At 62.7% G+C, this 10,867-nt stretch carries 13 protein-coding genes; 6 read left to right on the top strand and 7 right to left on the bottom strand.

What is annotated here, in order from left to right; translation table 11 throughout:
• The first annotated feature begins 184 nt into the window (after window positions 1-184).
• Genes AC01FP_RS14255 through AC01FP_RS14245 form a run of 3 tightly spaced genes read left to right on the top strand, consistent with a single transcriptional unit; the run spans window position 185 to window position 2,052 of the window.
• Complete coding sequence (locus AC01FP_RS14255; RefSeq protein ID WP_474481178.1) at window positions 185-478, top strand: hypothetical protein; 294 nt, start codon at window positions 185-187, stop codon at window positions 476-478.
• Complete coding sequence (locus AC01FP_RS14250) at window positions 417-827, top strand: HNH endonuclease (RefSeq protein ID WP_474481176.1); 411 nt, start codon at window positions 417-419, stop codon at window positions 825-827. The genes AC01FP_RS14255 and AC01FP_RS14250 overlap by 62 nt, the downstream gene beginning before the upstream one ends.
• Before the next feature lie 37 nt (window positions 828-864).
• Complete coding sequence (locus AC01FP_RS14245) at window positions 865-2,052, top strand: ATP-binding protein (protein WP_474481173.1); 1,188 nt, start codon at window positions 865-867, stop codon at window positions 2,050-2,052.
• Window positions 2,053-2,203: 151 nt separating this feature from the next.
• On the opposite strand, the gene AC01FP_RS14240 is transcribed toward AC01FP_RS14245, so the two are convergent.
• Window positions 2,204-2,575, bottom strand: coding sequence for a hypothetical protein (locus AC01FP_RS14240; RefSeq protein WP_474481171.1), 372 nt, complete (start codon window positions 2,573-2,575; stop codon window positions 2,204-2,206).
• A gap of 55 nt (window positions 2,576-2,630) precedes the next feature.
• The gene (locus AC01FP_RS14235) at window positions 2,631-5,651 is read right to left on the bottom strand and encodes a type I restriction endonuclease subunit R (RefSeq protein ID WP_474481169.1); all 3,021 of its coding nucleotides are present in this window, start codon (window positions 5,649-5,651) and stop codon (window positions 2,631-2,633) included.
• A gap of 80 nt (window positions 5,652-5,731) precedes the next feature.
• On the opposite strand from AC01FP_RS14235, the gene AC01FP_RS14230 reads away from it, so the two are divergent.
• Complete coding sequence (locus tag AC01FP_RS14230; RefSeq protein ID WP_474481166.1) at window positions 5,732-5,944, top strand: type II toxin-antitoxin system HicB family antitoxin; 213 nt, start codon at window positions 5,732-5,734, stop codon at window positions 5,942-5,944.
• A gap of 277 nt (window positions 5,945-6,221) precedes the next feature.
• Here AC01FP_RS14230 and AC01FP_RS14225 read toward each other — a convergent pair whose 3' ends face one another.
• Both AC01FP_RS14225 and AC01FP_RS14220 read right to left on the bottom strand, forming a co-directional pair.
• Complete coding sequence (locus AC01FP_RS14225) at window positions 6,222-6,968, bottom strand: ATPase (RefSeq protein ID WP_474481163.1); 747 nt, start codon at window positions 6,966-6,968, stop codon at window positions 6,222-6,224.
• Window positions 6,965-7,192: a hypothetical protein gene (locus AC01FP_RS14220; RefSeq protein WP_474481160.1), complete on the bottom strand. Its 228-nt coding sequence runs from the start codon at window positions 7,190-7,192 to the stop codon at window positions 6,965-6,967. The genes AC01FP_RS14225 and AC01FP_RS14220 overlap by 4 nt, the downstream gene beginning before the upstream one ends.
• 176 nt (window positions 7,193-7,368) lie before the next feature.
• On the opposite strand from AC01FP_RS14220, the gene AC01FP_RS14215 reads away from it, so the two are divergent.
• Both AC01FP_RS14215 and AC01FP_RS14210 read left to right on the top strand, forming a co-directional pair.
• Window positions 7,369-7,617 (top strand): AbrB/MazE/SpoVT family DNA-binding domain-containing protein, encoded by a 249-nt coding sequence (locus AC01FP_RS14215; protein WP_474481158.1) that lies wholly within the window; start codon window positions 7,369-7,371, stop codon window positions 7,615-7,617.
• A complete protein-coding gene (locus tag AC01FP_RS14210; RefSeq protein ID WP_474481156.1) occupies window positions 7,614-8,039 on the top strand; it encodes a type II toxin-antitoxin system VapC family toxin in 426 nt (141 codons plus the stop codon). Before AC01FP_RS14215 ends, AC01FP_RS14210 begins: the two co-directional genes overlap by 4 nt.
• Before the next feature lie 39 nt (window positions 8,040-8,078).
• Here AC01FP_RS14210 and AC01FP_RS14205 read toward each other — a convergent pair whose 3' ends face one another.
• The 3 genes from AC01FP_RS14205 to AC01FP_RS14195 form a co-directional block, all read right to left on the bottom strand.
• Complete coding sequence (locus AC01FP_RS14205; protein ID WP_474481154.1) at window positions 8,079-8,696, bottom strand: DUF4276 family protein; 618 nt, start codon at window positions 8,694-8,696, stop codon at window positions 8,079-8,081.
• A 2-nt stretch (window positions 8,697-8,698) separates the two neighbouring features.
• Window positions 8,699-9,934 (bottom strand): AAA family ATPase, encoded by a 1,236-nt coding sequence (locus tag AC01FP_RS14200; RefSeq protein WP_474481152.1) that lies wholly within the window; start codon window positions 9,932-9,934, stop codon window positions 8,699-8,701.
• A 135-nt stretch (window positions 9,935-10,069) separates the two neighbouring features.
• Window positions 10,070-10,756: a hypothetical protein gene (locus tag AC01FP_RS14195; RefSeq protein ID WP_474481150.1), complete on the bottom strand. Its 687-nt coding sequence runs from the start codon at window positions 10,754-10,756 to the stop codon at window positions 10,070-10,072.
• Between the last annotated feature and the right edge of the window lie 111 nt (window positions 10,757-10,867).

Here is a 10,867-nt window from a genome sequence, read left to right as displayed (position 1 = left end):
GCCTGAGATCCAAGCTGTTTTCAGAGGTCTGTCAAGAGCGGAACTGCCACGGAGCTTTCTCCCCCCTGAACAGTTACCTTGAATCTCCTCTGACGCTTTTCATCGCGGAACCTGAACCACCGCGTGCACTGCCGCTACAGCCGCGCCGAGATCGAAGCCGCCCACTGCTTCTCTGCGAGAAGGCGTGCTCGCTCACCTGCCCAGCGCCACCGACCTGCTGTTCCTCGCCATCTCTGGCGTTGGCGGCTACATCTGGTCGCCGAAGGCCAATGCCAACGGCACCCGCAATGTGAGCTACGACAACCTCAGCCGCTGCCAGCGGGGGGATGTGGTGTTCAGCTATGCCAATGGCCGGATCAGCCAAGCCACCGGAATTCAGCTCAGCTGGGGAGAACTGGAGCCAGGAGGGCTGGCTGGTGCGGGTGCACCTGGTGGTGCTGGCGGAAGAGGGCGCCTACACCGAGGCCCTGCTCGATGACATGCAGCGGTTGGGGGAGGTGCCGAGCAGCACCGAGCGCGATGCGCTCACCAAGGCGCGGCTGGGGCAGGGGTTGTTTCGCCATCGGGTGTCGGAGCTGGAGCCGGCCTGTCGGGTCACGGGCCTGGCGCGGCAGGAGTTCCTGGTGGCGAGCCACATCAAACCCTGGCGAACCTGCGACAACAGCGAACGGCTCAGCGGCGCTAACGGCCTGCTGCTCTCCCCCCATTTGGACAAGCTTTTTGACCGCCACTGGATCAGCTTCGACTCAGCCGGCGAGCTGATCTGGCAGCACGAGGCGGCAGGAGAGGCCTCTTCATATATTGATAAACCGGCCATACATAGATAAGATTGCGATATCTCTTTATAACTTGACTCCACGCAGCATGGACCCCATCCGCAATCCGTTTTCTCCTGGTGCGGGCGCCCGGCCGCCTGAGTTGGCGGGCCGGGAGGCGATCGTGGAGTCGGCCACGATCGCCTTGCAGCGCATTGCCCGTGGACGGCAGGAGAAAAGCCAGATGCTCCTGGGACTGCGTGGCGTGGGTAAAACCGTGCTGCTCAATCGGATTGGGCAGATCGCAGAAGAGATGGGGGCGATCGTGGTGACGCTTGAGGCTCCAGAAGGGCAGCGACTGGCGGCCTTCCTTGCCCCGGCCCTCAAGACCGTGCTGCTGAAGTTAAGCCGAGTGGAGCAGGCTCGAGATCTTGCTCAACGGGCACTCGGAGCCTTACGTGGCTTTGCCAGCGCCTTCACGGTGTCGATTGGAGAAATCGACGTGGCAATCGCACCGGAAACGGTGGCTGACAGTGGCAATCTTGAAGTGGATCTGCCCGAGCTGATGGCGTGTGTGGGCAAAGCAGCCCAGGCGGCCGGGAAAACCGTGGTGCTTCTTCTTGATGAGGTCCAATATCTCTCCGAAGAAGATCTGCGCGGGTTGATCGTGGCCATGCACAGGATTGCGCAACGGGGATGGCCTGTGATCCTGTTCGGCGCTGGTCTGCCTCAGGTGGCGGCGCTTGCTGGTGAAGCGAAGTCGTACGCAGAACGGCTGTTTGATTACCCGGCAGTGGGGCCGTTGCTGCCTGATGCTGCCCGCACGGCGCTGCTGGACCCCATTGAAGAAGAAGGCGAAGCAATCGACAACGAGGCGCTGAACAGAATCCTGACGATCACGGAGGGCTACCCCTATTTCCTGCAGGAGTGGGGCAAGCATTCCTGGAACACCGCCAAGCAATCGCCGATCCAGGCCAGCGATGTGGAGCAGGCCAGCACGTTGGCAACGGAGGCACTGGACAGGAGCTTCTTCCGAGTGCGCTTTGATCGGCTTACACCACGGGAACAGGACTACCTGCGCGCCATGGCATCGCTGGGAGCGGGCCCCCTTCGATCCGGAGATATCGCCGAAGTGTTGGGGATCAGCGTGCAAAGTGCCGGCCCGTTGCGCAGCGGCTTGATCCGGAAGGGCATGATCTGGAGCCCTGCCCATGGGCAGACAGCATTCACCGTGCCGATGTTTGACGCCTTCATGGTGCGGGCGATGCCGGAGTGGGGGCAGCAGCAACTGGGCTGAACGAAACGCTGGTCCTGCTGCTGTTGAAGCTGATCCGGCCGTTTAGCCGGGAGCAGGAGCAGTTTCTCAGCGCCCATCGGCAGGAGTTGCGCTGAGATTGGCTGGTTCATCCAGGCTGGGAAGCACCAGCGTCCACTGACGCTTGGCCGGATCAAAGCTGATCACCGGGCAGGAAGCGCTGGATGAAGGCCGCCAACGGCATGGGCCCGCAGCGGGGATTCCAGCTGCTGCTGCCGGGAAGACGCCGCCAGCACTGCACCTGGAGTTGGGGATCTGCGCCTGGCACGAGCTGTACCCGGTAGCGGTATTCGGCATCAGCCGCCTGATCGGGGCACTGGATTGGCTCTGCCCTGGGTTGGCTGCTTAGGAAGGCGACAAGAAAGAAGCCGGGTTCTGGGATTTCGCGCAGGGCTGCCGCAAAGCGCCAGGCGGCGCCGGTGGGGTAGCCGTCGTGGTGGAGGTAGAGGTGGCGCTGAGGGCCTCCTGGAAAACTGGTGAAGGTATAGACGGCGCGGGTGGCCAAGGGGGTTAAGCGGTTGCTCTAGCAAGTGCCCCCGGCGTATCAGCCCCAGGCCTTCTCACACCCACTGGGCGCAGAGCAACTCCGCTTGGGCGAGCACGGTTTTCACCGCCTCTTCCTGAAGATCGGGCGGATAGCCGTATTTGCTGAGGATGCGTTTCACCATCACACGGATGCGAGCACGGGCGCTTTCGCGCAAGGTCCAATCGATAGACACGCTCTTTTTCACCTGGGTGATTAGTTCGGCGGCAATCAGCTTGAGTTTCTCATCGCCCATGGCCTGCATGGCACTGTCGTTAGCGGCCAGGGCGTCGTAGAAGGCAATCTCGTCATCGTTCAGGCCGAGGGATTCACCGCGCTTGGTGGCAGCATCGAGTTCCTTGGCCAGTTTGATCAGCTCTTCGATCACCTCGGCCGTGGTGATGGCACGGTTGTGGTAGGCGTTGAGAGCCTTCTTGAGCTTCTCTGAAAACATCTTGCCCTGCACGAGATTGCGCGTGGAGCGCACTCTGAGCTCGTCTTTCAGCAGCTTTTCAAGCAGCTCGGCAGCCACGTTTTTATGCTTGAGGCCGCGTACCTCGGCGAGGAACTGATCACTGAAAATCGAGATATCGGGCTTGGGTAGACCGGCGGCGGTGAACACATCGATGACCTGGCCATCGGTGGTGATGGCCTTGCTCACCAACTGGCGGATGGCGGCATCGATCTGCTCGGGCGTTTTGCTGGTGCTGGAGATTTGCTTGAAGAGGGCGGCCTGCAGCGCCTGGAAGAAACTCACGTCGTCGCGGATCGCGGTGGCCTCGTCGCTGGCGGCACAGAGGGCGAAGGCGCGAGAGAGGGAGGTCACCACCTGTAGCCAGCGTTGCTTGCCGTTCTCCTGCTGGAGGATGTGCTCCTGTCCGGCGGGAAGGAGCTGCAGGCGCTGGGTAGGGGTGCCGGAGGTCCAGGTCGACCAGTCAAAACCGTGCAGGAGATCGCAGGCGATGCCGTGCTTTTCGAGCATCACGGCGATGGCCTGGGCGGTGTCGAAGGTGGGATCGCCTTTGCCACCGCTTTCGGTGTAGTAGCCAAGAGCCCGCTTGAGCTGATCGGCGAGGCCGAGGTAATCGACCACTAGGCCGCCGGGCTTGTCACGGAAGACGCGGTTGACGCGGGCGATGGCCTGCATCAGGCCGTGGCCCTGCATCGGCTTGTCGGCATACATGGTGTGCAGACAGGGTGCATCGAAGCCGGTGAGCCACATATCCCGCACGATCACGATCTTGAAGGGATCGGAGGGAACCTTGAAGCGGTTGGCCAGCTGGCGTCGCGCCTCCTTGCTGCGGATGTGGGGCTGCCAGTCGGGGCCGTCATCGGCGCTGCCCGTCATCACCACCTTGAGGGTGTCGGTGGCCCATGCGGGCCGCAGCTGGATCAGGGCGTTGTAGAGGTCGACGCAGATGCGACGGCTCATGCAGACGACCATCGCCTTGCCATCCATCGCCTCCAGGCGCTTCTCCACGTGCGCCACCAGGTCGGCGGCCACCAGGGCGAGGCGCTTGGGATCGCCCACCAGAGCTTCGAGGGCGGCCCACTTGGATTTCAGTTTTTCCTTGCTGGTTAGCTCTTCGCCTTCGGTGATCTCCTCGAATTCGGCGTCGAGCCTGGGGATTGCGGCGGCATTGAGCGAGAGTTTGGAGATGCGGCTCTCGTAGTAGATCGGCACTGTGGCCTTGTCGGCCACGGCGCGCTGGATGTCGTAGATGGAGATGTAATCGCCGAACACGGCCCGGGTGTTGGCGTCGGTCTGCTCGATCGGCGTGCCGGTGAAGCCGATGAAGGAGGCATTGGGGAGAGCATCGCGCAGGTTGCTGGCGAAGCCATATGACATCACGCCGGTCTTCTCATTCACCTTGCCGCCGAAGCCGTACTGGCTGCGGTGCGCTTCATCACCGATCACCACGATGTTCTGCCGGGTGCTCAGCTCGGGCATCGCTTCGCCCTTGTCCGGCATGAACTTCTGGATGGTGGTGAACACCACCCCGCCACTGGCCCGGTTCAGCAGTTCGCGCAAGTGTTCGCGATTGGCTGCCTGCACAGGTGTTTGACCGAGAATGTCGGCGCAGCGCTGGAACTGGCCGAAGAGCTGGTCGTCGAGGTCGTTGCGATCGGTGAGCACCACCAGGGTGGGGTTCTGCATCGCCGGATGGCGCACGATGCGGGCGCGACGGTCGCCCGGCCGGCCGCCCAGGCTTCTGGCGGCGGGGCCCAGGCCGCTGGCGCGCACAGTATCCTGTACCGCCGCGTTCACGGCATGGAACTGGTGGTAGCCGGCGATGATCTTGTGCAGGGCGCCCGAATCCGGGTCTTCCTCGAAGACGATGAAGTGCTGCAGCAGATCGAGGAAGCGCTGCGGCTCGAACACTCCACGGATGAGCGTTTCCAGCTCCAGGGCTGTGGCGGGGGCGTCGGCCTCGCCATCAATGCTGCGCCAGAGCTTGAACCACTCCTGGTTGGCGGTGATCGAGCCGATGCGGGCCTGCAGTCCGTCGCTCACCACCAAGGCGGCGTTGTACTGAAGGAGCGAAGGAATCTCGGCTTTGTAGGTTTGCAGCTGGGCGTAGGCGCTCCAGATGGTGGTGCTTCCGTCGGCGGCATTCTTGAGCTCGATCAGGCCCAGGGGCAGCCCATTGAGGAACACCACCAGATCGGGCCGGCGGTTGTGCTGGCCCGATCTGGTGGTGAACTGGTTCACCACCAGCCAGTCGTTGGCGGCGACCTCAGCGAAGTCGACCAGCCGCACGTGGTCGCCGGCGATGCTGCCATCGACCCGGTGGAAGGCGCGGTTGGTTTGCAGCAACGATGGGGTGGCCAGGCGCAGCAGCTTTCGCAGGGCCTCTTCGCGGGCGTCCTCAGGAATGGCCGGGTTGAGCTGGCGGATGGCCTCGCGCAGGCGGCCCACCAGCACCACATCGCTGAACGATTCCCGCTCGGCCGCCGGTTCGCTGGGGGCCAGCTGGGGGCCGGGGAGAACTGCGTAGCCCAGCTCCTGGAACCAGCCGAGGGCAGCCTCTTCGACGATGGCTTCGCTGAGGGTCATGGGGGCGGCGATTGGTGCCGAAACGAACATGTGGCCCAGATCAGCACCAGAATGGGGCCAAAGCAACCAGAAACAAGCCCGTGCGAACGTTTTCCGCTGTGATTGAGCGCTGTCCCAGCACCGGCCTGCTCGTTGGTTATGTGCCTGGATTCCCCGGGGCCCATAGTCAGGGAGAGAACTTTGAGGAATTGCAGGCCAACCTGCATGAGGTGATTGCGATGCTGCTTGAGGATGGCGAGCCCCAGCTCGAAGCTGATTTCGTTGGCTTGCAGCAGATTTGTGTAGCGAGTTAGGGACTTGGGTCAGCTACCTGTTCTGAAGCCTGCGGAAGTGGTCAGAAAGCCAAGGACATCGACATGACGGCAGAGGACTTCATCGGCAAGCGATAAGATTCAGCACGATCTCTGCCCTGCGAGCACCAATCCTCCTCAAACGAATCTGTGCATTTTTTGCACTGGTTGACTTTGGGACCACTCGCCTGCCTTGAAGACGTTGCGTTGCCCCTGGTGGCGCTGATGAGTGACTTCCGGGCGTTCGGAGCGGGGTGCGTCTGACCTGCCAGTGGAAGGCTCAAGCAATCTTCTCCATCACCGCCCTGTTGAACCAGGCCGGGATCCGGTCTGTCTTCAACTCCAGCCGCCGGCCATCAGTGATTTCTGCGATCCAGGCGAGCTGTGGGTCGGCGCTGTCGGTTGAGTTGTCGAAGATGTAAGCCCGGCTTGTGTGCTTGATGGCCTCCAGCAATAGCGCCAGCGAGCGGTGGTAGCGGCTGATGATCTTGTCTTCCGGCACAGCATGCCCGCCCAGCCCCACGCGGTTGAGCACCCGCGAAACATTGATCTTTGGATCATCCGTGGCCACGAAGTAGAGATAGGTGCGGTAGCCAAGCCGTTGTGCCTTCTCCAGCAGCGCCACCTTGCCGGGATGGGACATGACGGTTTCGCAGGTGAAGCTGGCCCGGCGCTCCAGCAGGTGCTGGCGCAGAACATCCACCGCCACCGAGGCGAAGTAGGCATTGACCTCCACGCCGGCAAAGTCCAGCCGCTCACCCTCAAACCGCAACCGCCGCGCCGGCTCCAGTAACCCTGCAGATCGCAGCAACTCCGAGCCCGTGAAGACCGATAAAAGCTCAGCGGCTGTGGTGCTGACGCCAAAGGCACCCAGATCCAGAAAGCCGTTCTGGCGGATGCTCGCTTCGATCTCATCCGGGTTCAGGTAAATCCCCAGCAGGGGCGGCGGCAGCACCGCCTTGAGCACGCTTTTGCCCGAGCCATTGGGCCCGGCGAACACCCGCAGCCTGGGTGTGGCCGCGATCACCGGATGGTAAAGGTGGTGCCAAGTGTAACCGGGATGGGTGCTTCGACCGGCTTCAGCCGCTGCTTGCGTCCGTCGGGGAAGACGCGCACGATGAAGCCCCCTTCGGTTTGCAACACGCTCTGTCCAGAGGCCAGCACCTGAGCACGCGCAGCGGCAAAGGCTTTACCGGAGATCAGCGGGAACCGGCTTTCGAGGTCTTGAAGCTGGCGTTCCTGCTCGGACATGACCCAACATTGCTGGATTGAGGTTAGCGGTGTCGTCCCAGCACCGATGCCAACGCACCCAGAGGCCTGACTGACAGTCATCAGCCTGGAATGGCTCGACCGCCTGAACCTCGCTGGGGGCGTGCCTCTCCCACCTAGCCTTACCAGGTAATACCATGCCGCTGGAGTGCGTTTCGATGGACTCTGCCGATGCCGCCACCAGCTCGATCACCAGCAAGGGGCAAGTCACCATCCCCAAGGCGTTGCGGCAGCAGTTCGGGCTGGCCAGGGGCAGCCGCGTCAGCTTCGCGTTGGTGGGGGATCACATCGAGCTGCGACCCTGGAAGCCGGAGCAGCCAGTGCCGGAGAGCGGCTTCGGATTGCTGAGGACCAACCGGCCCGCCGTGCCGGTGGACTTCGATCCCGCCAGCCTGCTGCGTCCGTGATTGGCGTGGACACCAATGTGCTGGCCCGCTACTTCGTGGCGGAGGACGATGCCGATGCGGCCACGGAACGCCAGCGCCGGGCCGCCCGCGATCTGATCGAATCCGGCCAGCCGCTGTTCCTGGCCAAAACGGTGGCCCTGGAGCTGGAGTGGGTGCTGCGGGGGTACTACGGCTTCCCGGTGGAGCAGGTGCTGATGGTGTTCGACCACCTGCTGGCCCATCCCGGCCTAACGGCAGAAGACCAGCCAGCCCTGGAGCAGGCCGTGGCCGGTGTGCGCCGCGGGCTCGACTTCGCTGATGCCCTTCACCATGCCAGCTGCCGCAGTTGTGAGGCATTGGCGTCGTTTGATGATCGCGGCTTTGTGCGGCGCAGCCGCCAGCTCAATCTGGCGCCACGGGTGTTTGTGCCGACAGGGTCGTGAGGGGGGCGGACGCTCCGCCAATGGAAACGCTGAGGCCGGTTATGCCACAGCCTCCATGATGGCTTGATGAAAGGCTTTGAAGCTGGCGGATTTGCTTCGGTGTGGATCGAGAACGGCACCGATCGCACGCGCGGTGTCGATCTTGCGTAGCCCGCCTGGCATATACCCATGTCGTTGGAGCAGTCGTTCGAGGGCTTCCCAGGTGCCTCCCGCGATGGCATCGGGATCACGAAAGCCCTGCCTGCTGGGCAGGTTGGCGGGCGCGCGTGGGTAGATCTGCCGCACCGCATCCCAATCACCGAAGAACCAGGCTTCGAGCTCTTCGATCGCCACCCGGTTCACGAGCTGCCACGCGTCGTTCGCTGCAGAACTTCGGGTGCGAAGACCGGAGCCTGTGGCGATCGCTTCGCGTTGCTGTTTGAGGGCGTGGCAGTCGTCATCGTCACGGTCGACCACCACCACGAGGCGCCAATCGGGCGGCAGCCAACTGGCGTAAGCGCGCAACCTTGCCTCCAGCTTGGCGAGCAGATCGCTCTTGCCCTGAAACGGGTGCAATTCAAAAGTGCGGTCCTGAGGAAGCAGCCTCGGCAGCAGGGCGCGGAGGAAGGCTGCCATCGAAGGTTCCTCCACCAGGAACTCCAGATGGCTGGCGGCCATGGTCATCGCCCAGGCAGGGGCCTCGTTGGGGCGCCTTGGTTTACGAGGGGATCGCCCACCCCGAGCTGGCCCTCCATCCACAACTGGCCGAGTAGAGCTCCTTCGTTCACAAATGCCTGAACACCTTGGAGGTCGCTGGCTCGCTGGGCCTGGGTGTAGCCCTGCTCATCCCGCCAGAGCACGCGCACTTCCTCCGGCCGCAAGCCGTTGAGGAAGAAGGGGGAATGGGTGGTGACGAGAAGCTGGGTCTGGGCGATGGCGGCGCGGCACTCGTCGGCCAGTTCCTGCAGCAGGCGTGGATGAAGGAAGTTCTCTGGCTCTTCGATGCCGATGAAGGGGGGAGGCGAGGGATCGTTGAGCATCACCAAGTAGGCGAGCATCTTCAGAGTGCCGTCGGAGGCGAAGCGGGCCAGCACCGGATGGGAAAACGGGGCATCCTTGATCTGGAGCAGCTGCCGGCCATCGGGCATGGTTTCGGACAAGACGCTCTCGATGCGTGGCACGCGCTGACGCAGCACAGCAAAGATCTGCTCCAGCCGCTGCGGATGCTGCTCGGCGAGAAACTGGATCACATTGGCCAAGTTGTCTCCAGAGCGGCTCAAACGGTCCTGCGGCCCCGCTTCAGGTTGGGCTCGGGCACTGTCGGCGGAGAGGTAGGAGACATACCAACCGGTGATGAAATCTCGCAGCGCGGCCACGCGCGGGTGCTCTGCGAACTGCCCCAGGGCATTCACGGCAAGCAGGTCTGCGGATTTCAGCGGCGTATCCACACGCTGATCCTCTTCATCCGGAAGTTCGCCACTGACAGCACTTCCCAGGCCCTCGCGATAGTCGAGGAATCGGAACGGTTGGCCGTGGCTGCCTCGCTTCCAGCGCAACCACTCTTCTACCACCACTGGAGCTCCTGCCCGCTCATCGACAGCGAGGTGATAGGTAATCAGTGGATAGCCGCGCTCGCGGTACTTGATCTCGATGGTGACGGGGCCGTCACCACCACGGGTCTTCAGTTCCTTGGCTCGTCCGCGTTTGTCCCAGGCGCGGCGCAGGCCCTGCTCGAAGCACTCGGCCAGGAATGCAAACACATCGAACACCGTTGACTTGCCGCTGCCATTGGGCCCTAGCAGCACGGTGAGTGGTGTGAGGTTCTTGAACTCCACTTCGTGCAGGGCACGGAAGTTGCTCACCTTGAGATACTCAATCCGCGCTGGTGCACTGGAGTTGGTAGCTCGCCTGATCATGCGTGGGCCTCGGTCAACTGCCTCGCGTCAGGCACTTGCAGCTGACCCGAGAGTAGCTTCGGCAGCAGCGTGTATCGCAATATGGCGAGGGTGCGGGATTTATCGATGTTACGGTTGAGCTTTTCGAATAACGGCTTAGCCACGGCCGTGAAGGCTTCGACCAGAGGCGACGGTGGAATGACAGTCTTCATGTCCGGCACGCTTCTCGGTTCGAATGCGTTGATGGCTGTCGGTAGTGCCCGTGACGAGCGTACAGAAGGTCGAGGCAAAGGCGGCGCTGGTGAAGAGCGAGAAAAGGAACTCGCGGGAATAACCGGGGCGAGTCGAGGCAACGATGAACTCGGTGGAGCAGACGGAGCGTCGTGTCGCGTGGAGGTCTGGCAGCCAGATGCGTGGAATGTGGAGGTTGAGCTTCGAGAGGAGCACGCTGTTGCACGTCACGACGAGCTTGTTGCTCATGATGGGGCTGCCGAGTTCTGCCTTCGGGGTTCGGCCTGCGTCGAAGGCGGGCAGGCTGTAGTGATCGAAGATCTCGCCGGCAAACCCGCCGGGGTTGATTGATGAGCGGCTGAAATCAGAGGCATCGGCGACTCGTCCCACTGACCAGCCGTTTGGGATGTGACCGGCTTCTGTGTCTTGGAAGGAGTCGGGGAAGAGGGCAGCGGTACCTGGATCAAGACCAACAGGCTGACCCCCATCAAGCTTGGCCCGCACAGGATCGAAATCCACGAACCTGCTCTGGAACAGCGCCCGCGCCATCGTCTCCAGCGTTGCGTTCATCCGCCGGTTCAACTCGATCTTGTCGTCCAGTGCCCCAAGCACCGCCGCGATGGCTTTTTGCTCGGCGAGGGGGGGGCCAGGGCCTATTAGAAGTCTTCCCCAATAGCCCTTGCTTTGGCGCTGCGCCTACGGTGATCTGCGCGGGAACCGCCC

It is taken from the genome of Cyanobium sp. NIVA-CYA 375 (genome assembly GCF_056108345.1).
Note: the sequence above shows the minus strand (reverse complement) of the source record. Positions and strands in the feature narration are given on the sequence as shown.

Excerpts from the sequence above, each read along its gene's own strand:
- AC01FP_RS14245 (WP_474481173.1), top strand. The coding sequence starts at position 865 with ATGGACCCCATCCGCAATCCGTTTTCTCCTGGTGCGGGCGCCCGGCCG.
- AC01FP_RS14235 (WP_474481169.1), bottom strand. The coding sequence starts at position 5,651 with ATGACCCTCAGCGAAGCCATCGTCGAAGAGGCTGCCCTCGGCTGGTTC.
- AC01FP_RS14220 (WP_474481160.1), bottom strand. The coding sequence starts at position 7,192 with ATGTCCGAGCAGGAACGCCAGCTTCAAGACCTCGAAAGCCGGTTCCCG.
- AC01FP_RS14215 (WP_474481158.1), top strand. The coding sequence starts at position 7,369 with ATGGACTCTGCCGATGCCGCCACCAGCTCGATCACCAGCAAGGGGCAA.
- AC01FP_RS14205 (WP_474481154.1), bottom strand. The coding sequence starts at position 8,696 with ATGGCCGCCAGCCATCTGGAGTTCCTGGTGGAGGAACCTTCGATGGCA.
- AC01FP_RS14200 (WP_474481152.1), bottom strand. The coding sequence starts at position 9,934 with ATGATCAGGCGAGCTACCAACTCCAGTGCACCAGCGCGGATTGAGTAT.